Raw genomic sequence first — 22,151 nt, 5'->3', positions numbered from 1 at the left:
TAGTTCCAACAACAGCTAGCGTAGTTCAACCAACTTGTGGGACACCATCAGGAAGTATTGTAATAACAACACAAACTGGAGCAGAGTATAGTTTGAATGGTTCAGTATACCAGGCTTCAAATACCTTCACAGGATTGGCTCCAAATAATTTTACTTTGTATGTTAGAAATGTAGCAGATAATAGTTGTGTAACTTCATCTGCGTCAGCCATAACAATTAATGCTATTCCGAATCCTCCAGTTGCTCCAACAACAGCTAGTGTGATTCAGCCAACTTGTGGGATACCATCAGGAAGTATTGCAATAACGACACAATCGGGAGTAGAGTATAGTTTGAATGGTACAACCTATCAGGCTTCTAATACTTTCCTAGGATTAGCACCAAATAATTACACTTTGTATGTTAGAAAAACAGCTGATAATACTTGTGTAACTTCCTCTGCGTCAGCCATAACAATTAATGCGTTGCCGATCCCCCCAATAGTTCCAACAACAGCTAGCGTGGTTCAGCCAACTTGTGGAACACCATCGGGAAGTATTGCAATAACTTCTCAAACAGGAGTAGAGTATAGTTTGAATGGCACAACCTATCAGGCTTCTAATGCCTTCACAGGATTGGCTCCAAATAATTACACCTTATATGTTAGAAAAACAGCTGATAATACTTGTGTAACTTCATCTGCGTCAGCCATAACAATTAATGCTATTCCGAATCCTCCAGTAGTTCCAACAACAGCTAGCGTAGTTCAACCAACTTGTGGGGTACCATCAGGAAATATTGTAATAACAACACAAACTGGAGCAGAGTATAGTTTGAATGGTTCAGTATACCAGGCTTCAAATACCTTCACAGGATTGGCTCCAAATAATTATATTTTGTATGTTAGAAAAACTTCTGATAATACTTGCGTAACTTCATCGGCGTCAGCAATAACAATTAATGCGTTGCCGATTCCCCCAATAGTTCCAACATCAGCTAGTGTGGTTCAACCGACTTGTGGAACACCGTCAGGAAGCATTACAATCTCTTCACAGTCAGGCGTTGAATATAGTCTGAACGGCACAACATATCAAGTTTCTAATACCTTCCCAGGATTAGCTCCAAATAATTATACGTTGTATGTTAGGAAAACTTCTGATAATACTTGTGTGACTTCATCGGCATCAGCAACAACAATTAATGCAATAAAAGTAGTGCTAGTTCCAACAACGACAGGTGTGATTCAACCAAAGTGCTCAACACCATCAGGAAGTATTTCGATAACGACGCAATTAGGAATAGAATACAGTCTGAACGGTACAACATATCAAGTTTCTAATACCTTCACTGGATTGGCTCCAAATAATTATACCCTCTATGTTAGAAATACATCAGATAATACTTGTGTGATTTCATCGGCATCAGCTGTAACAATTAATCCAATACCAACTCCTCCTATCGTTCCAAGTATGGCGAGTATAGTTCAGCCAACTTGTGCGGTACCATCCGGAACCATTGTAGTGGCTACTCAATCAGGGGTGGAATATAGCTTGAATGGTACAACATATCAAACTTCAAATACATTTTCTGGATTAGCTCCAAATAATTATACCTTGTATGTTAGAAACATAACTGATACTACTTGTTCAGTGCAAAGTGTTGTAAATGTAACAATTAATCCTCTTCCTCTATTACCAGTAATCCCAACTTTGGCACAAATTACACAGCCAACTTGTCTAGAGCCTATGGGTAGAATTCAAATTACTGCACAAGCAAATGTTCAATACAGTTTAGGAAATGGATACCAAGATAATCCTGAATTTTTAAATTTAGCTCCTGGTAAGTATAGAATGAGTGTGCGATTTACCAATAGTATTGCATGTATAACTATTGGTTCTGAAATAACGATAAACGCTATTCCTCCACAAATTCAATTCGAAATTTCAGGAGACTGTGAGTCTAAAGATTACATTTTAACTGCTAGCTCAATATCTAGTTCATATGACCCTAATAATGTTGATTATCAATGGAAGGATAGTACAGGTGCTCCTGTTGGGACTAATTCTAATGTTTTAAATGTCTCAGATGTAATTGTATCTACACCAGGACAAGAAGTATTTCCCGTAAAGTATTCATTGACTATAAAATCAATTGCTACTGGTTGTGAAACAACAAATATTGCTACAGTGGAATCTATTTATTGTAATATACAAAAAGGAATTTCTCCAGATGGCAATGGTTCAAATGAATACTTCGATTTAAGATTATTGGATGTTAAAAAACTAGAGATATTTAATAGGTATGGGATTAAGGTTTATAGTCAATCTAATTATACAGATCAATGGAAGGGTCAGACTGATAAAGGAGATGAGTTGCCAAGCGCAACCTATTACTATGTGATAGAATTTAATAATGGAGAAACAAAAACAGGTTGGATTTATCTAATCAGAGAAAAATAGTAAATTAATTATATTTATTAGTCTTTGAAACTTTCCATAGACTGCTAAACCGAAAAACACATAGATATGAACAAATTATTTTTGACGTCTATTTTAGTTCTTATTGCCTTAATGGGTGTGAAAGCGCAACAAAATCCACATTATACCCAATATATGTATAATATGAATGTTATTAATCCAGCCTATGCAGGTTCAAAAGAAAATATTTCATTTGGTCTGTTATACAGAAAACAATGGGTAAATATTGAAGATGCGCCAACTTCTTTTACTTTTTCTGGGCATACTCCTACAGGTAATAATGTAGGTCTTGGTTTGTCATTCATTTCAGATAAAATAGGGCCGGTTACAGAACAAAATGTATATGGAGATTTTTCATACACATTAAAATTAAATGATATACATAGATTAGCTTTAGGTTTAAAGGCAGGCATATCTTTCCATAAGGTCGGACTTAGAGATATACAATCTAGTTTGCCGGATCCCTCAGAAGGAATTTTTGGAGAAGATATAAATGATTCTTCATTGAATATGGGTGTAGGTGCTTTTTATTATACAGATAAATATTACGTTTCCTTATCATTACCCAATATGTTAAAATCGGCACATTTAGATTATAATGGAAGAGAATATGGTTCAGATATATCCCATTATTTTTTAACTGCAGGATATGTATTCGATATCAATTATGAATTAAAATTCAAACCTTCCTTCATGTTGAAATCAGCATTTAATGTATCGCCTTCTTTAGATGTTTCTGCGAACTTTTTGTACTTGGAGAAATTCGAATTAGGTGCGACATATAGATTAGAAGACAGTTTTGGAGCAATGGTAAATTTTGCAATTACACCTGAATTGAGAATAGGTTATGCCTATGATCACGTTGTTTCAGATTTGAAAGTGACGGCGCCATCTTCACATGAATTTATATTGTTATATGATTTATTTGTTCCTAAAAAAGTGTCTCGTTCCTCAAGATTTTTCTAATATTTAATTTTATATTTAATGAAAAAATATACTATACTATTGTTTTTTGTTTTAGTTAGCATTTCACTAGCAGCGCAAAATAAGGATACTAAGAATGCGGATAAATTATTTGACAGTTACGAATATGTCCAAGCTGTTAAGGAATATCTAGCTTTAGTTGAAAAAGGAAAGGGGGACGTTTATGTTTATAAGCAACTTGCGGACAGTTATTATAATAGGCTTGATACCGCTGAAGCTGAAAAATGGTATGTAGAAACCTTGAAATCTAAACAAGATGCCGAAACGTATTATCGATATGCTCAGGTACTAAAATCTAACGAAAAATATGCAGAATCTGATTTGCAAATGAAAATATTTTCGGCTATGTTACCTAATGATGCAAGAACTAAGGAATTTAATGAAAATCCCGATTATCTTTCAAGATTGAAGAAGAAAGCAAAACTATTTGAAGTAAAAAAAATAAATATTAATTCTGAAAAATCTGATTTTGGAGCGTCACTTTACAATAATGTACTCTATTTTGCAAGTGCAAGAAATCAAAATGGTAAAATTTATGGATGGAACAATGAACCATTTTTAGATCTTTATCAATCGGTTTATAAAGAACAAGATGGAAGTTATTCTGAGCCAACTGCAATTTCAGAATTAAATACAGTTTTCCATGAAGGTCCTTTGACGATGACTAAAGATGGTAATACAATTTATTTTTCCAGTGAAAGTTTTAATGAGAAATTATTCAAAAAAGATAAATCCAAAAAATTAAGATACGGTCAGGTAAGTTTATTTAAAGCTGTTAAAGAAAACGGAAAATGGACTGCAGTGACACCACTTCCATTCAATAGTAAGAGCTATTCTACTGGAAATCCAACTATCGATAAAGATGGAAAGTTTCTGTATTTTGCCTCAAATATGCCTGGTTCAATTGGAGGAACTGACTTATGGAAAGTAGCAGTTAATTCAGATGGAAGCTTTGGGATACCTGAGAACATGGGCGATAAAATAAATACGTCTGGTGACGAGAATTTTCCTTTTGTATCAGATGACGCTGTTCTGTATTTTTCTTCAAATGGTCTGACGGGATTTGGCGGTTTAGATGTTTTTTCTGTAGATTTAAATAAAATCGAGATACCTAATAACTTAGGTACACCAATTAATACAGAAAAAGATGATTTTGCTTTTACGTTTAACAAAGAAAAATATATAGGATATTTATCAAGTAATAGATCTGGTATAGATCATATTTATAGTACAGTTCCAGTTTGTAAAGTACAGATTCAAGCAATAGTGAAAAACGCAAAAAATAATACTATTTTAGCTGATTCTAAAGTAATTATTTTAGACGCATATAATAATATTTTAGACACGAAAATGTCTAATGAAAAAGGGGAAGTGTCCTATGAGGTTGATTGTCAAAAACCATATGTGTTAGAAGTTCACAAAGATGGATTTGTTACTAAATCATTTCCAGTTGCTAAAATCGAAAAAGAGGTGGTGCGTATAGAAGCTGCTATTGATCCACTTGAAGTTACAGTAACGGAAAAAGAAATCATATTGAAACCCATTTATTTCGAATTCAATAAAAGCGATATAACCAAACAAGGAGCTACAGAACTTGATAAATTAGTTTATGTAATGTCACAAAATGATAAACTGGTTATTTATGTTAAGTCCCATACTGATTCAAGAGGTAGTGATGAATATAATTTAGATCTTTCCGATAGAAGAGTTAAGTCTACTATCCAATATATTGTTTCAAAAGGAATTAATACCGATAAAATATCAGGAAAAGGTTTTGGAGAATCTGAACTAAAAGTTACTTGTGGAGATCTATGTACAGATGATGAGCATGCCTTGAACAGGCGTTCAGAGTTTATGATTATTAAATAAAATCATCAGAATTATGACAAACAAAAAGAGGATGTTCAATTGATATCCTCTTTTTGTTTGTTGTGAAAATTTTATAGTTCATTAACCATGAATGGTTTCGTTTTTTCCATAATTGGTAATGATAGATGTTTCAAATTCAATCCATGCAGCCCAACGTTTATCAACGTCAATATTATCGGCATATTTTCGTGCAAAACCCAAGAAAGTAGTGTAATGTCCAGCTTCTGAAATCATGAGGTCTCTGTAAAAAGTAGCTAGCTCGGGATCTTTTATGTTTTCGGATAATACTTTAAAGCGTTCACAACTTCTGGCTTCAATCATCGCAGAAAATAACAATCGATCACAAAGGGCATCTCTTCGACTTCCATCTTTTTTCATGAATTTGAAAAGTTCATTTACATAATGGTCTTTTCTTTCTCGACCTAAAGTTAAGCCTTTGCTTTTTATTAAATTATGAACCAATTGTAAATGGTCTAATTCTTCTTTAGCAATAATCAACATTTCGGTGACTAATTCCTCTAATTCTGAATTGTAAGTAACTAAACTTATTGCGTTTGATGCTGCTTTTTGTTCGCACCAAGCGTGATCAGTCAAAATTTCTTCAATATTTGATTCGACTATATTTACCCAACGCGGGTCTGTGGCTAATTTTAATCCTAACATTTTATTGGAATTTGTTTAGGGCAAAATTAGTGTTTTCTTACTGATTTTTCTGCGAAATGATGGGATTGCCATCAAAATAGCATTATTTTGCAAGTATAACTTTATGTAAATATGAATCAAGTTCAAAAACTTTTAATTATTGGTTTTGTTTGGCCAGAGCCCAATTCGTCAGCAGCAGGAGGAAGGATGATGCAATTGATTTCACTTTTTAAAAAACAAGGTTTTAGCATTACGTTTGCTAGTCCAGCTCAAGACAGTGATTTCATGGTCGATTTAGAAAGCTTCGGAGTTGATAAAAAAACAATTGAGCTAAATAATTATAGTTTTGATCTTTTTATAAAAGAACTGAATCCTACGATTGTTTTGTTTGATCGGTTTATGATGGAAGAACAATTTGGCTGGCGTGTTGCCGAAAATTGTCCTGATGCATTACGACTGTTAGATACAGAGGATTTACACTGTTTGCGTTTAGCGCGACAAAAAGCGTTTAAGGAAAAACGTCCGTTTAATGCAACTGATTTGTTTCTTGAAGATGTTGCAAAACGAGAAATTGCCAGTATTTTGAGATGCGACTTGTCCCTAATGATTTCTGAGTTTGAAATGGAATTGTTGGAATCTGTATTTAAAATCGATAAAGCTTTGTTCTATTATTTGCCTTTTTTATTGGAGCCAATCAAGATTGCTCAGCTTCAAGAATTACTTTCATTTGAAGAACGAAAAAACTTTATTTTTATCGGAAATTTTCTTCATGAACCTAATTGGAATGCAGTACAATATTTAAAAGAGACGATTTGGCCTTTAATTAGAAAACAATTACCAGAGGCAGTTTTGCATGTTTATGGAGCATATCCTTCGCAAAAAGTACTGCAATTACATAATGTTAAAGAAGGCTTTTTAATTATGGGTCGTGCGAATGACGCTCAGGAAGTTGCAAAAAATGCACGAGTTGTCTTGGCTCCTTTACGTTTTGGCGCAGGTATAAAAGGGAAATTATTGGAAGCGATGCAATGCGGAACACCAAGTATAACGACAATTATTGGTGCTGAATCAATGCACGGTGATTTACCTTGGAATGGCTTTATTGTTGATGAGCCAAGTGTTTTTGCAGATAAAGCAGTTCAATTGTATCGAGACAAAACCATTTGGATTAAAGCCCAACAAAACGGAATCGCAATTGTTAATGAGAGGTATTTGAAAGAATTATTCGAGGATGATTTTGTAAAAAAAGTTGAGATATTGCAAGCCGATTTACAAAAACATCGTTTGAGGAACTTTATGGGGGCGATGTTGCAACATCATACTTTAAAAAGCACAAAATACATGTCACTTTGGATAGAGGCAAAGAATAAATAAAAAATCCCGTCAAGTTCTAAAACAAGACGGGATTTGTATTTAAGAATCCGGTTATTACGCAAGCATCGTAACTGGATTTTCTATAAATTGTTTCAATGTTTGTAAAAATTGTGCTCCAGTTGCGCCATCAATTGTTCTGTGATCGCAAGCTAAAGATAACATCATTGTATTTCCTACTACAATCTGTCCATTTTTTACAACTGGTTTTTCTACAATAGCTCCTACTGAAAGGATTGCAGAGTTCGGTTGGTTGATGATTGAGTTGAATTCGGTAATACCAAACATTCCAAGATTAGAAACTGTAAAAGTACTTCCTTCCATTTCTGTAGGTAATAATTTTTTGTTTTTAGCTCTTCCTGCAAGATCTCTTACGTTTCCACCAATTTGAGATAAACTCATAGCATCTGTAAATCGTAATACAGGAACTACTAGTCCGTCTTCAACAGCTACAGCAACGCCAATATTTACATGATGGTTGATGATGATGACATCTTCTTTCCACTGTGAATTTATTTTTGGATGTTTTTTCAAAGCTAATGCACAAGCTTTTATCACCATATCGTTAAATGATACTTTTGTATCAGGAACGCTGTTAATGATAACTCTTGATTTCATTGCCTCATCCATAGTTACTTCTATTACTAAGTTGTAATGTGGAGCTGTAAACAAAGACTCTGCTAAACGTTTAGCAATGATTTTTCGCATTTGCGAATTCTTGATTTCTTCTGTAAAAACTTCTCCTGCCGGAACAAATGGTTTTGCTGCAGCAACAGTTTCTGTTTTCGCTGGTGCAGAAGTTGCAGTAGCTGGCGCAACAGCAGTTTTTGGTGTGAAGTTTTCAATATCGCTTTTTACGATACGTCCGTTTTCACCTGAACCTTTCACTTGAGTCAATTGAATTCCTTTGTCAGTAGCGATTTTCTTCGCTAAGGGCGAAGCTAAAATTCGTTGACCATCAGTAGATGCTTCTTGTACAATTGGTTCTGCTGCTTTTTCAGCTGGTGCTGATTTTGCTTCTTCAGTTGCGGCAGGAGCTTGTGGAGCTCCTCCAGTTTTATAATTTTCAGCAATACCGCTAATGTCAGTTCCTTCAGGTCCAATAATGGCTAAAAGACTGTCAACTGGTGCAGTATTTCCTTCTTGAATTCCTATGTATAATAGAGTTCCTTCGTTGAAAGATTCAAATTCCATTGTTGCTTTATCCGTTTCGATTTCAGCAAGAATATCACCTTCGGTAATTTTATCGCCTACTTTTTTCAACCAAGTAGCAACAGTACCTTCGGTCATAGTATCGCTCAATCGAGGCATAGTAACTACGATAACTCCTTGTGGTAAAGAAGCTGCAGGAGCAGTTGTTTCTTCTTTTTTAGCTTCGGGAGCAGTTGCTGTTTCGGCAACAGCAGGTTTAGCTTCTTCAGTTGCAGGAGCTGCTTTTCCAGCTATTAAAGCTGAAACATCTTCACCTTCATTTCCTATTATTGCTAATAGAGAATCTACCGGTGCAGTTTCCCCTTCTGGGATACCAATATATAAAAGAGTTCCTTCGTTGAAAGACTCGAATTCCATTGTTGCTTTATCGGTTTCAATTTCTGCAAGGATATCACCTTCAACGATTTTGTCACCTACTTTTTTTAGCCAAGCCGCTACCGTTCCTTCCGTCATTGTATCGCTCAAACGAGGCATTGTTATTATTGTTGCCATAATTGATTTATAGTTTATGAGGTAAAAATGGATAGTTTTCTTGATCGTATACTACGTCGTATAATTGTTGAATTTCAGGATAAGGAGATTCTTCCGCAAATTTTACGCATTCTTCCACTAAACTTTTAACTCTTTGGTCAATTACTTCGATTTCTTCTTCAGTAGCGTATTTTTGATCTTTAATTACATCTAAAACTTGTGTAATTGGATCTATTTTTTTATACTCTTCTACTTCTTCTTTCGAACGGTATAATTGTGCATCAGACATGGAGTGTCCTCTGTAACGGTATGTTTTCATTTCAAGAAAAGTTGGTCCGTCACCACGACGTGCTCTGTCAATAGCTTCTGTCATTGCTTCAGCAACTTTTACCGGATTCATTCCATCAACTGGTCCGCAAGGCATTTCGTACCCTAAACCTAGTTTCCAAATATCAGTATGATTTGCAGTTCTTTCTACAGAAGTTCCCATCGCATAACCGTTATTTTCAACGATAAATACTACTGGAAGTTTCCATAACATAGCCATGTTGAAAGCTTCGTGTAAAGAACCTTGACGAGCAGCACCATCACCAAAATAGGTCATAGTAACACCACCTGTTTCAAAATATTTATCTGCAAAAGCCAATCCGGCTCCTACAGGAATTTGTCCACCTACAATTCCGTGACCACCATAAAAACGGTGTTCTTTTGAGAAAATGTGCATAGAACCACCCATTCCTTTGGATGTTCCTGTAACTTTTCCCATTAGTTCAGCCATTACGCGTCTTGGATCTACACCCATTCCTATTGGTTGAACGTGATTTCTATAAGCGGTAATCATTTTGTCTTTTGTCAAGTCCATGGCGTGTAATGCACCTGCCAGAACGGCTTCTTGACCATTATATAAGTGTAGAAATCCTCTAACTTTTTGTTGTATGTATAATGCTGCAAGTTTGTCCTCAAACTTTCTCCAAAGCAGCATGTCTTCATACCACTTTAAATAAACTTCTTTTGTAACTTCTTTCATCTGAATTAATTCTTTTTGCTAAAGTGTTATTGTGTTATCAATTGGTACCTATAACGCAAAATGGTTTCCTCCAACAAATTTGCGAACCGCAAAAATAAGACATTCCAACTAAGAAGTAAAATTTATAAGCTAGTTTTTGGTTTTTTTTTACAAGAAGCTTTTGTCAAACATGAAAGGGAGCAAGTTTTTTAGGGATGCGGATTTGTAAATAGCCCCTGTTTCTCCCATGAAGTAGATTTCAATGGGGGTCTCCTGTTTTATTTCATATTCTGCTATTGATTGTCTGCAAGAGCCACAAGGCGGTATAGGTGTTGTTGTTTTATTAGTATCTGAAGCAGCAGTTATTACCATTTTTAAAATTTTAGCTTCAGGATAAATCGCTCCTGCTTGATAAATCGCGACGCGTTCAGCACAAAGACCAGAAGGATATGCTGCGTTTTCTTGATTTGAGCCTAGTACAATCTTTCCGTTGTCTAAAAGAATTGCTGCGCCGACTCTAAATTTCGAATAAGGAGCGTATGCTTTCTTTCTGATAGCTATTGCTTGTTCCATTAAATTTAGGATGTCAATTGGTAAATCCTTAGTCGAATCAAAAACGTTGAATTGTGTCGTAATAGTAATTTCTTTCATTCTTTTTACAGGAAAAAAAATCCAAATTTCAATGATATGAAATTTGGATTTGTAGTTTATATTTAAAACCGTATTAATTAATATTCGTCATATTTATCGCCAAAATTAAATGTAAGTGAAAATCTAAGCGTATTCTCTAAAGGATTTTTTACTTTAGATGCGGAGAATAAATAGGATACATCCACTTTTACAATAGTATATTTAAATCCTGCTCCAAGCGAGAAAAATTGTCTGGCTCCTTTTTCTGGGCTTTCATGGAAATATCCCAAACGCATGGCAAATGAATCTTGGTATAAATATTCTGCACCTGCGGCATAAGTAAACTCTTTTAATTCTTCACTGAAACCATCTGGGGCATCTCCAAATGATTTAAATACTCCTGAAACCCATCCTATAGAGCGATAATCCTGTTGGTTTTGTGCTCTTTCTTCGCTGGTTACTGTTCCATCACCATTTAAATCTGGATTTTGTGGCGTTGGTACTAATAATTTATTGAATTCTAAATTTAAAGCTACTTTATTGAAATCATCTAATATGAAATCAAATCCAGTTCCTACTTTTAAATTCGCGGGTAGAAAATTGTTGCTAAATTCATCATTATCATAACTTATTTTTGGTCCTAAATTTTGAATATTAAATCCCGCTCTCCATCTTCCGTTAAAGTCAGTATAAGCTATTTCTTCTGACTGATAGAATCCTGCTATATCCACCGCAAATGAACTTGCGGGCGATGCATCGCCATTATCAGTTGCTACTTTTAGGCTGGAGTGAATATAGCGTCCGGCAACTGCCATTGAAAATCGTTCGCTTAATTTTAAGGAATAGGAGCCGTCTAATGCAAATTCATTTGGAGAAACTATTCTTGGTACTTCATCAACATTACCCGTTTCGCGTAATTCAATTTCGCCTAAACCAAAATAGCGTAAGCTTCCTGCAAATGCACTTCGTTCGTTAAGTTTATTGTAATAGGTCAATTGACCCAATGAAATATCATTTACCAAATCAGTAAGGTAAGGAGTGTAACTCACTGAAAAGCCTTGTTTATCTATTGCAAAAGCATATTTTGCTGGATTCCATTGTTGTGAAAAAGCATCAGCAGATGATGCAACACCTATATCAGCCATACCTGCAGCTCTCGCATCAGCAGATACTAATAAAAACGGAACTCCTGTAGTTATAACTCTATCTTGCGCTTTGGCAATTGAAATAATAAATAAACAGATAAAAACCGATGTAATTTTTTTCATTATTGTAAGAATATTGATTAAACAAATATAGTATAATATTAAAGTATTACAAGTTTCTCAAACTTTTCGCTTTTTTTATTTGTCAAGTTTGATTTCACCGTGAGTTTATAAATATAGACTCCTTTCCCAATTTTACTTCCAAAATCATCTTTTCCATCCCAAGTGATTTCTTTTGATAAAAATCCTTCGGTTAAAATAATTTGGTTTTTCGTCCAAACTACTTTACCGGTTATCGTCATAACTTGAACCTGAACGTCTAATGCTTCGTAAGGTCTGTTATGGGTAAACCAAAACTCAGTGTAATTGACAAATGGGTTGGGGTAGTTTAATACATGTGTTAACGTTAAAGTTTCGTTACCAACTACTACAAACTGAATTTCGGTAATTATGGGATTGTTATAAACGTCCCAAGCTTTAAATGAAATAGTATGTAATCCTACTGATAAATTACGCAGCGGAAATCGAAGTGTTCCATTTGTGTAATCGTCTAATTTTGTTTGGTAATAATCGTTTAGAATGTAAGGATTATTCACATCGCCGTCTAAAATTGCAACAATGTCATGACCAATTCCACCGGCTGTATTTATACCATTTTCATCTTCAAGAAAAGCAAGTAGGAAAGGCGATTCATTAGTTGTGCCTCCCGAAACAAAAGTTTCGTCATTCATATATAACTTAACTCTTGGACTAATATTGTCCGCAACGGCATTTTCGTTAATTCCACCTACTTTTATACTAGTATTATAGCCAGTTTGGTTTTCTAATATTTGATTTTTTTTAGCATAAAAACTGATTCTTCCGTTGGCTAGTGGGATTCTAATGTCTCTTGGGACAACAAAGCTAAACTCAAATTTGCCATTGGTAACGGATGCATTGCCTCTAAAAATAGTTTCACCCAAAACATTAAAATTTATGGGAGTGCTGTTTCCATCGTTATTGAATGTTGTTCTTGAAATAATTTTGTCAAAAACAGTGGTGGAAACTTCACCGTTATAGTTTGTAAGCAGATTATTGTTTTCATCCGTAATTTCTCCGGACAATTTAATCTTGGCTAATGATTTAAAATCATCAATAGGCAGGGAAATTGAAACGTCATTTACTTTAGTAAGGTTTATTTTTGGTTTGGGTATTGCTAAAATTAAGGCAGGATCGCCAATATAAAAAACTACATTAGTGGCTGAGTTTGGATTGCTGTTCTTTGAGATTCGCAGTGCTTCGGCAATAGAAGTGTATTGATTAGACCCAAAGGATAATAAATTCTTAGAAAGAATATCATTGAAATTTTCAGCATTATACTGACCTATTGCTCGTGTTGTTGTAATCATTGCAATAGCTCCGCCTTTTGGATTCCAATAGGTATATTCTCCAGCAGTTGGTCTGGAAGGATTGTCAAAACGGGAGAATTCACAAGTTATGGTTATGAATAATGGATATTTGTATTGATTACTTAAATTTTGACCGTCTGATTTTTCCCAAATACGTTCACTGGATAAACCATCTTCTCCGCCATGTCCCAAATAATTAAACACTAAAGCTCCTTTTTCGAAAGCATTAAAAAAATCAGTTCTCGCCTTTGGATATCTAAAACCTCCTGCTGAAGCTTCTTGAACGTAAGAATCTAATATTATTTTATTGACATTCAAAAATGGTTTTTCAGTCGCAATAACATCCGCTAAATTATTTTGTCTGGTTTGTAAACTTGTATCCGAAGATTGATCGGAATCATCACAAATCAGGACAAAATTATTTCTCCAGCTTCCGTATGATTTTAAATCATTGTATTCGATGACTTTGTTGACCATTTCATCAGCTTGCTTCGTATCATTGACCAGCATCCTTCCAACGGCAATATCGATTCCTCCAAAATAAGAAACGATATTCCCTTCATTATCATCCATCAATCCGTAAAAATCATCAGAAGCAAAGGAAGCTTCACCTGATGTGTTACTTTTTAAGGAATGATAAATAGGAACAATATTAGTGTTGTTGATTATTCTGTTTTTAAAATCATAGGAAGCATCACCGAAAAGGTTCACATATTTTATTCTTTTATTAGCAGATGATGCGTTTTCATAGATGTATTTTATACAATTTCTGATGGCAGAGATATCCTGTTTTCCCGATGAGAACTCTTGGTAAATGGTTTCAAGAGAAATTACTTTTACATTTAGATTAGAATTGGCACGATGAAAACTGGCTAATTTTTCGGCTTGTATTGTTAATAAACTCGGAGCTATAATTATGTAATCTATATCCTGGAATTGTCCTTGAGCGTTTTTAAAAAGTGTTCCTTTTAAGTTTTGATTAGCAATTTTTGGTTTACTGTCTTTTAAAGGAGTAAAATAGTCTGCTGGATCAATGGCGATATATTTTCTGAGTTCGCCCAGATTTGCTTTAAAAGCAAATGAGCTTTGATTTGAATTTTCGACTTTAGTTACATTATATAAATCAGTTACATCCCAAACTTGAGAAATGCCAGTTGCATTAGAAATGGAATAACTTGCAATGCCAAGGCTTGAATTGGATAAATCGTATTGAAAAGTAAATTGCTTTCCGTAGCCCTGAAGTTTTCTTTTGGCGATAAGCCGAATATTATCCAAATATCCTTTCGAGCCTGGAACACCGTTGTTGTTGTAGGTTAATTTTATTTTTACATTTTCAGAGCCATTAAAAGAGTTGTTGTTGGGTAAAGAGCCCAGGTTGAATTCCGTGTCTGAATTGGTGTTCAAAGGGGGAAAAGATATGTTGCCAATTTCTTGGCCATTTGCTGCTACTTTGAAATAAGTAGGTGTAAAAGCAGCAGAAGCAGTTGTTGCCATGATTTTTATTGGCGTTGTTGCATCGTAGTTTGGGAAATTAAACTCAAATTCCTGTTCCTGCGTGATGTCAAAGGATTCTCCAAACCATTGACGACCAAGATGGGCGATATTTACAAGATCTAATTCATGGTATTGATGGTCATCAAACGTGTTTAATGTTACAGAGCTATTTCCGCTAGGCTGCGTCATTTGTGGGATTCTTTTTCCATTATCTCCTTGAACTGTTATGTAATAATAGGATTTTGTATCATATAAATTATTGAAGGTTTGACTCTCTTGGTTCCAAGTGTCAAGTCCTTCGGCATAAAACAAAATGGAATCATCATTGTCAAAAACACCGTCGCTTTCGCCAATAATTTGAACAGGGTTTTCAGTTAAATCTTGAGGATAATAAATGCTGTTTGACAAAGGCAACATTTTACCGCCATTACCATAAATTTTAATTTTTTTTGGGTCGGTGTTGCTTATATTGAGTCCTAATTGTTGTAAAAAACTTTTGGATATTTTATAAACACCGGATTTTTCGATATAAAATCGGTACCAATCTCCGGAAGCCAAAATAGAATTAGAAACTATATTTGTGCTTTTATTGGATTCTGAAATCCTGGAAGAACTGCTTTTTATGTTGTAAGAAAATGATTTGATTCGTTTGTACCCAAAGTCATCTTTTACGATTGGCGATAAGGAAAGAAAAGCCTGTCTTAAATCTCTGGAATTTGTAATTCTTAAGGAAGCATTTGGGTTTCGGGGTATGTTTTCCAAGGCTAATTCGCCAAGTTCAGAAGTTAGAACTGATTCGTATACAATATTCGTGATTTGAAGATCATTTTCATTAAATGAAGCTGATTCTGATAGGTTAGAAGTGTAAAATAGTGCTTTTTTTGAAACATCATAATGATAGCTGTTCCCGGAAAATTGAGGAATATTTATTTTGAAATCACCAAAAGGCATTTCCTTTTTTTCTAACCATTCAATGGTCACATCGCCTTTAATTTGAGCAAAAGAGAAAAAAGAAATTAAGCATAAATAGACTAGGAGTGTTTTTCTCATTATTTTTTTTAACGGGATAGATAGGCAAATATTATTAATGAGTAAAAATAAATCATTTAGTATGATAGTAAATAATAAATATTATAAATTTGCGTTTTTATTGTATTATTTTCTGATAAAATTTAACGGATAAAATTTATTAAAAAAGGATGTTGCAGGTTAATGGTTAATTATTTATATTGCGGCACCTAAATTATTACCTACTAAAGAGTATGAAACTAAACAAAATTATGACCTTACGATTGATGATATCTATGATATTGATTGTGGGTTTAGCGAGTTGTAGCAAAAAGTCTAGCTCAAAAAATGCATCAAGAGCTACTGGCTGGAATGTAGACGGGAAAAAAGCTTCTGGAGCCAAAAAACAGATAGCTGGACCAGGTCTTGTTTTTGTTGAAGGCGGGACATTTACCATGGGTAAAGTTGAAGATGACGTGATGCATGATTGGAACAATACTCCAACACAACAGCATGTTCAGTCCTTTTATATGGATGAGACTGAAGTTACAAATTTTATGTACTTAGAATATTTAGATTGGTTAAAAAGTGTCTTTCCTCCAACTGAAGAAAATTACAAAAATATTTATGAAGGTGCATCTCCTGATACTTTGGTTTGGAGAAATAGATTGGGTTATAATGAAACAATGACTAATAATTATTTGAGACATCCATCTTATGCAAATTATCCTGTTGTTGGTGTAAATTGGATTCAGGCAGTTGAATTCAGTAAATGGAGAACTGATCGTGTGAATGAAGCAGTTTTAGAAAAAAACGGATATCTTAAGAAAAATGCTAAAACGCAAGATGTAACTGCTGAAAGTTCTTTTAGTACTGAAACCTATTTGAATAGTCCTACTTTAACTTATGGTGGAAATGAAGAAATCGTTTTAAAAGGTGGTAGAGGTGGTAAAAAAGCACCAAAAGCTGGAAAAGACGGTAAGGTTACAGAAGCAAAAAATGTATATGCACAACGTTCTTCGGGGATTATACTTCCAGAATACAGACTTCCTACCGAAGCGGAATGGGAGTATGCAGCGGCAGCTGATGTTGGTCAAAGAGAGTATAATGTTTATAAAGGTCAGAAAAAATATCCTTGGTCTGGAACTTATACTCGTTCTGGAAAAAGACAAAGTAAAGGGGATCAATTGGCCAATTTCAAACAAGGAAATGGAGATTATGGAGGTATAGCAGGTTGGTCTGATGACGGAGCTGATATTACTAACGCTGTGAAAAGTTATCCAGCAAATGATTTTGGATTGTATGATATGGCTGGAAATGTAGCCGAGTGGGTACAAGATGTTTACAGACCAATTATTGATAATGAATCAAATGATTTCAATTATTTTAGAGGAAATCAATACACTAAAAATAAAATAGGAGCAGACGGTAAAGTTGAAATCGTTACTGCGGCTAACATGAAATATGATACTTTAAGTAACGGAAGAATAGTTGCCAGAAATTTTCCAGGCCAAATTGCTCAAGTTCCTGTTGATGAACAAGAAACTTATTTGAGACAAAATTTTGATAAAAGTGATAATATCAATTATAGAGATGGGGACAAACAATCTACAAGATATTATAATTTTGGTTCTTCTGAGTCGGAAAATGAAAAACAAAAACAAGAAAAAATCATGTACAATTCTCCTAAACATAATGTCACCACAGACAGTTTAGGAAAAATGGTAAGGAAGTACGATAAATCAAGCAAGAGAACTACTTTGATAAATGATGACGTAAGAGTTTACAAAGGAGGATCTTGGAGAGACAGGGCGTACTGGTTAGATCCAGCACAAAGAAGGTATTTTCCTCAAGATATGGCAACTGATTATATTGGATTTAGATGTGCTATGTCGAGAGTTGGTGCTAAAGCAGATAAGAGAAAATCAGCAAGAAATTAATTTTAATATAAAATTGTAAATAAAAGCCCTTTGATTAGGGCTTTTATTTTTTAAATCGTTTTTAGATGGATATCAATTACATTCATAGTTTGTTTTTAAAATGTAAATCGGTTTCAATAGATACTCGTAAAATTGAACCAAATTCATTATTTGTTGCGATAAAAGGAGACCGTTTTGATGCCAATACATTTGCGATAGAAGCATTAGAAAAAGGGGCTTCTTATGTTATTATCGATAACAGAGAATATTTCATTGATCAAAGAACTATTTTGGTTGAAGACAGTTTAATGGCTTTACAAGAATTAGCAAAATTCCATAGAGCCTATTTAAAATTACCTATAATTGCTCTTACCGGAAGCAATGGGAAGACAACAACAAAAGAGCTCATTAATGTTGTTCTTTCAAAAAAGTATAAGACTAAAGCAACAATTGGAAATTTAAATAACCATATTGGGGTACCTTTGACCTTGCTTTCTTTTAATTCGGAAACTGAAATTGGTATTGTGGAAATGGGCGCTAATCATAAAAAAGAAATTCAATTTCTTTGTGAATTAGCCAAACCGGATTATGGTTATATAACCAATTTTGGTAAAGCACATTTAGAAGGTTTTGGTGGGGTAGTAGGTGTTATTGAAGGAAAAAGCGAGATGTATCACTATCTTTTAGAGAACGACAAACTAGCTTTTATAAACCTAGAAGATCCAATTCAAGTTGAAAAAGCAAAAATATTGAGATCATTTTCTTTTGGCATAAATAAAGAAAATGCTAATGTGAATATAACGGCAGTAAAGGCTAATCCATTTGTAGAAATAAATTATTCTAATGGTACGATCGCATCTCATTTAATTGGATTGTACAACGCCAATAATATTAATGCGGCACTTGCTGTAGGAAAATATTTTGAAGTTGAGGATAATGCTATTAAAGAGGCTTTAGAAGGTTATATTCCTGAGAATAATAGATCACAGCTATTAACCAAAGGAACCAACCAAATTATTCTGGATGCCTATAACGCTAATCCGAGTAGTATGAGTGTTGCAATAGATAATTTTATACAATTGGATAATCCAAATAAAATTATGATATTAGGGGATATGTTTGAGTTGGGTCAGGAGAGTCAACAAGAGCATAAAGCAATAATAACAATGCTTTCTAACGAAAAAAATGTAACCTGTTATTTTATTGGTAAAGCATTTTATGATAACAGAATAGATGAAGATAATTTCTATGATACTTTTGAGGCTTTTGCAAGTCATTTAAAAGAAACAAAAATTGAGAATAGTACGATTCTAATAAAAGGTTCCAGGGGAATGGCTTTGGAGCGAACTTTGGATTTTTTGTAGTGGAAACTCAATTTTATAATTTAAAAGCCATCATCTAATTCATGATGGCTTTTTTGGGCCAATTAAATACTCATTAAAAATCCGATGAGGTTTTCTTTTTTATTGAGTTCTAATTTTTTTCTTAACCGATAACGTGCTAATTCAACACCTCCATTTGAAATATTCATGATTTCGGCAATTTCTTTTGTCGACATATTCATCAATAAATAGGTAGATAAATCCAATTCCCTTGGAGAAATCGTTGGATATTTTTCTTTCAATCTTTTTAGGAAATCAAAATGAACGTTCTTGATGTGTTTCTCTAAATCCTTCCAGCTTTTATCAGCATTTACTTCTTTTGTAATGCTTTTGTTTAGTTTCGTAAATTGAAATTTGGTTGATTCATCAAAGGATTCTACATTAATATCTTTTAGTTTATAAATAATTCCGTTTAGAATTTTATTTTTCTTTACTACTTGTAAAGAATTGTTTACTAGTTCCTTGTCTTTTGCTAAAATTTTAATTTGAAGCTTATCATTTTTTAATTTTTCTATTTCTTTCTCCAATTCATATTGTTCCTGTCTGATTTTTGATTCTTTCTCTAGATAAAGCCTTCTTTGTTCTATAGTTTCGTAGTATTTGTTTTTTCGTATTTTCGTTTTTATTCGTTTTCGAATAAAAACTACTGATGTAACAATAAGCAAAATATAAAATAAATAGGCCAAAAAATGTCTGTACCAAGGAGGAGAAATACTGAAATTCAATTTTGTTTGCTCGGATTGTTTGCCATAATTAGTTCTGGCTTTTAACTTCATGGTATAATCGCCTTCTCTTAGATTGGTATATTCTTTTATGATATTTGTAGACCAATTACTCCATTGGTTATCAAAACCTTCCAATTGATATGAAAATTCAAGATTTTCAAGATTTTCATATGAAGGGGATGAAAAAGTAAATTTCACATGATTTGAAGCATAGGGGATTTTGTAATTGTTCAATGCTTTTTGACCATTTCCTAAAATAATGGTATCTCCAGGAAACGAAAAGCATCTTATGTAGGCTTTAGGTTTTGCTTCATAATCGTTGAGTAAATGGGAGTCATAATGCGCTAATCCATCTGTTAAACCAATAAAAGTATCATTGGGGCCAGTTGTGTTTATTGATAAATTATTGTATACTATATTACCGGTAAGTTTTGAAAAGGGAGCCACAACATTTTTATAATGATTCGTTTTAGTTTTCATTAAAACACCTAATGATTCTTCAAAAATGTACCAAATGTTTCCATATTTATCTTGAGATAAAGTGTTTATTTTTGGAATCTTGGTAAATAAATTACTCATTTTTTTATCTTCAAAAAATAGATTTTGCTCATAAGAATAGTTGTAAAAGTGATTATTTGTTTGAAAATAAATCTTGTTTTCCAACTGTTGTATATTTCCAATTCCTTTTGCTGTTTTCGACAAATTTTGATATGTTTTGATAGATTCAAACCTTTTTAGGTCGTCACTTATTATCATTCTATAGGCTAAATTGTCTTTTTTTATCCAAATATTGTTCCCTTCCATTTCAAATGATCCGGATGACTTGGAAAAACCTTCCACTCTATTTTTAAATTGCCAGCCGCTTGACTTTTTTTCAAAGATTGAAAAGCCATTGTAATTGGAGCCAATTAAATAATTTGGATGATTGGGAATTTGCATGAATTTCCAATAACCTATGTTGTCCAATACTTTTATAGTTTTTTCGCCAGCGATCAATAGCGCACCTGTGTTGTGTGAACAAAATAATTGATCGTTAATCACTTGTATGTTCCATGCTTGTCCGGTTGTTCCTTCTACGAGTTTAAAAACCTCTTCTTTGGTTGAATTATTCCAAGAATGATAAAAGACACCCTGATTAGTGGCTACGTAAAGATTCCCTTTGTACAATGCGGTGCCATAAACAGTACTTAAATTGTAACTAAATCCAAAATATGTAAAAGGAGAGTTTTCATTTACAAAGGCGATTCCGTTATCAAGCCCTAACCAAAGATTGTTTTTACTGTCAACAAAAGAAGTTAGGACGGTATTGTTTTGCAATCCTTTTGCGCGGTTAATATGCTGAATAATTTTTCCGTTTAAATCACATACAATAATCCCGTCTAGAACTGAATTGAGTATAATGAATTTGTCTTTTATGGCTACACCGCCAAGTGAACTATTCTTTCTAATGAAAATATTCGCGTCGGTATCCCAAGGGGTTGTTTTTTCATTGTCATAAATAAAAAGACCTTTATTTAAAGTAGCGATTAGTAGCTTGTTTTCAGGTAAGGTAAATATACCCCAGATTTCTGTATTATTTAAAATGGCAGTATTTTTTAGCTGGAAGAATTTTCCGTTTTTATACTCCAATATTCCCATTGAAATATCTTGTATGTAAAGGTGGTTCTTTACTTGAAATGAGAACTGGAATCTTTTAGGAGCTTCAATGATTTTGATTTTTTTGTTTTTAAAAATGTACGTTCTTTCAAATGATTGAAAAACGACTTCATCATCATGAATGTGTATTTTCCAGATAAAGTCCATTAGTTTGGAAGTGGACTTGTTTATCATTTTGGATAAAGAAAAATAAACCAGTTTCCCTTTTGAATTGGATTTAAAATAGCCAAATTCGCTGTAACCACCCACGAAAATTTTACCGGAATTATCAATTTTTACACATCGTACAGCTGCAGAGTTTGGGATATTATATTTCCTCCAGGAAGAGCCATCAAATTGAAAAAGGCCATTGTTGTTAGCAAAATATAAATTGCCGTTTTTGTCTTGGTCAATATCCCAATTTTGAGTACCTCCTTTATAATCGGACCGTTTATAATTTTGAATATCTGGAAGACCAATGTTTTTAACCTGACCGCAGAGTGTTGTGGTTGCTAATAAAATTAGAAGATGGAATTTTGTAAATCTCATGATTAAATTCTAAATGTAATGAATTGATTATTATTTAAAAAGACTTCAACTTCTACTACTGAATAACTAGAAGTAGTATTGCTTTTAGTTGAATTTTGATAAAAAAAGGAAGTATTCATATATTTTATAAATGTAGTGGTTTTTTTTTAAATTAACATTTGTATAACACTGTAAAATAAAATTTAAATAATTTATAATCAGATTA

The 22,151-nt window shown here is 33.6% G+C and carries 13 protein-coding genes; 6 read left to right on the top strand and 7 right to left on the bottom strand.

The features are described 5' to 3' along the window. From ACM55K_RS15655 to ACM55K_RS15645, 3 genes are all read left to right on the top strand, one after another. The coding region (locus tag ACM55K_RS15655; RefSeq protein WP_416851207.1) for a gliding motility-associated C-terminal domain-containing protein at positions 1-2,438 on the top strand (2,438 nt) is incomplete at its 5' end. A gap of 66 nt (positions 2,439-2,504) precedes the next feature. Then, positions 2,505-3,422, top strand: coding sequence for a PorP/SprF family type IX secretion system membrane protein (locus tag ACM55K_RS15650; RefSeq protein WP_416851206.1), 918 nt, complete (start codon positions 2,505-2,507; stop codon positions 3,420-3,422). Between the two features lie 18 nt (positions 3,423-3,440). Then, positions 3,441-5,309 (top strand): OmpA family protein, encoded by a 1,869-nt coding sequence (locus ACM55K_RS15645; protein ID WP_416851205.1) that lies wholly within the window; start codon positions 3,441-3,443, stop codon positions 5,307-5,309. Positions 5,310-5,390: 81 nt separating this feature from the next. Here the strand turns inward: ACM55K_RS15645 and ACM55K_RS15640 are convergent, their stop codons facing one another. Beyond that, positions 5,391-5,972, bottom strand: coding sequence for a MiaE family protein (locus ACM55K_RS15640; RefSeq protein WP_416842792.1), 582 nt, complete (start codon positions 5,970-5,972; stop codon positions 5,391-5,393). Positions 5,973-6,083: 111 nt separating this feature from the next. On the opposite strand from ACM55K_RS15640, the gene ACM55K_RS15635 reads away from it, so the two are divergent. Next, positions 6,084-7,325 carry a glycosyltransferase gene (locus tag ACM55K_RS15635; protein WP_416851204.1) on the top strand — a complete coding sequence of 414 codons (1,242 nt, stop codon included), beginning with the start codon at positions 6,084-6,086 and terminating at the stop codon, positions 7,323-7,325. A gap of 54 nt (positions 7,326-7,379) precedes the next feature. Here the strand turns inward: ACM55K_RS15635 and ACM55K_RS15630 are convergent, their stop codons facing one another. The 5 genes from ACM55K_RS15630 to porU form a co-directional block, all read right to left on the bottom strand. Then, positions 7,380-9,026, bottom strand: coding sequence for a pyruvate dehydrogenase complex dihydrolipoamide acetyltransferase (locus tag ACM55K_RS15630; RefSeq protein ID WP_416851203.1), 1,647 nt, complete (start codon positions 9,024-9,026; stop codon positions 7,380-7,382). Between the two features lie 7 nt (positions 9,027-9,033). Next, entirely contained in the window at positions 9,034-10,032 is a 999-nt protein-coding gene (gene pdhA / locus ACM55K_RS15625) for a pyruvate dehydrogenase (acetyl-transferring) E1 component subunit alpha (RefSeq protein WP_416851202.1), read from the bottom strand. Between the two features lie 147 nt (positions 10,033-10,179). Continuing rightward, complete coding sequence (gene cdd / locus ACM55K_RS15620; RefSeq protein WP_416851201.1) at positions 10,180-10,662, bottom strand: cytidine deaminase; 483 nt, start codon at positions 10,660-10,662, stop codon at positions 10,180-10,182. 77 nt (positions 10,663-10,739) lie between these two features. Continuing rightward, a complete protein-coding gene (gene porV / locus ACM55K_RS15615; RefSeq protein WP_416851200.1) occupies positions 10,740-11,909 on the bottom strand; it encodes a type IX secretion system outer membrane channel protein PorV in 1,170 nt (389 codons plus the stop codon). Positions 11,910-11,947: 38 nt separating this feature from the next. Next, on the bottom strand, positions 11,948-15,778 hold the full coding sequence (gene porU / locus ACM55K_RS15610) for a type IX secretion system sortase PorU (RefSeq protein WP_416851199.1): 3,831 nt from the start codon (positions 15,776-15,778) through the stop codon (positions 11,948-11,950). 212 nt (positions 15,779-15,990) lie between these two features. Here porU and gldJ point away from each other — a divergent pair, with 212 nt between their 5' ends. Beyond that, positions 15,991-17,676 carry a gliding motility lipoprotein GldJ gene (gene gldJ / locus ACM55K_RS15605; RefSeq protein ID WP_416851198.1) on the top strand — a complete coding sequence of 562 codons (1,686 nt, stop codon included), beginning with the start codon at positions 15,991-15,993 and terminating at the stop codon, positions 17,674-17,676. A gap of 65 nt (positions 17,677-17,741) precedes the next feature. Continuing rightward, entirely contained in the window at positions 17,742-19,019 is a 1,278-nt protein-coding gene (locus ACM55K_RS15600) for a UDP-N-acetylmuramoyl-tripeptide--D-alanyl-D-alanine ligase (RefSeq protein WP_416851197.1), read from the top strand. 62 nt (positions 19,020-19,081) lie between these two features. On the opposite strand, the gene ACM55K_RS15595 is transcribed toward ACM55K_RS15600, so the two are convergent. Further along, positions 19,082-21,946, bottom strand: coding sequence for a triple tyrosine motif-containing protein (locus tag ACM55K_RS15595; RefSeq protein WP_416851196.1), 2,865 nt, complete (start codon positions 21,944-21,946; stop codon positions 19,082-19,084). Between the last annotated feature and the right edge of the window lie 205 nt (positions 21,947-22,151).

Origin of the sequence: Flavobacterium arabinosi (assembly GCF_048158725.1) — a bacterium.
GTDB lineage: Bacteria > Bacteroidota > Bacteroidia > Flavobacteriales > Flavobacteriaceae > Flavobacterium > Flavobacterium arabinosi.
This window is presented reverse-complemented; position numbering and strand designations above follow the sequence as displayed.

Coding starts and splice junctions, on each gene's coding strand:
- ACM55K_RS15650 (WP_416851206.1), top strand. CDS start 2,505: ATGAACAAATTATTTTTGACGTCTATTTTAGTTCTTATTGCCTTAATG.
- ACM55K_RS15595 (WP_416851196.1), bottom strand. CDS start 21,946: ATGAGATTTACAAAATTCCATCTTCTAATTTTATTAGCAACCACAACA.
- pdhA (WP_416851202.1), bottom strand. CDS start 10,032: ATGAAAGAAGTTACAAAAGAAGTTTATTTAAAGTGGTATGAAGACATG.
- ACM55K_RS15635 (WP_416851204.1), top strand. CDS start 6,084: ATGAATCAAGTTCAAAAACTTTTAATTATTGGTTTTGTTTGGCCAGAG.
- ACM55K_RS15600 (WP_416851197.1), top strand. CDS start 17,742: ATGGATATCAATTACATTCATAGTTTGTTTTTAAAATGTAAATCGGTT.
- cdd (WP_416851201.1), bottom strand. CDS start 10,662: ATGAAAGAAATTACTATTACGACACAATTCAACGTTTTTGATTCGACT.
- ACM55K_RS15640 (WP_416842792.1), bottom strand. CDS start 5,972: ATGTTAGGATTAAAATTAGCCACAGACCCGCGTTGGGTAAATATAGTC.
- ACM55K_RS15630 (WP_416851203.1), bottom strand. CDS start 9,026: ATGGCAACAATAATAACAATGCCTCGTTTGAGCGATACAATGACGGAA.
- porU (WP_416851199.1), bottom strand. CDS start 15,778: ATGAGAAAAACACTCCTAGTCTATTTATGCTTAATTTCTTTTTTCTCT.
- ACM55K_RS15645 (WP_416851205.1), top strand. CDS start 3,441: ATGAAAAAATATACTATACTATTGTTTTTTGTTTTAGTTAGCATTTCA.
- porV (WP_416851200.1), bottom strand. CDS start 11,909: ATGAAAAAAATTACATCGGTTTTTATCTGTTTATTTATTATTTCAATT.
- gldJ (WP_416851198.1), top strand. CDS start 15,991: ATGAAACTAAACAAAATTATGACCTTACGATTGATGATATCTATGATA.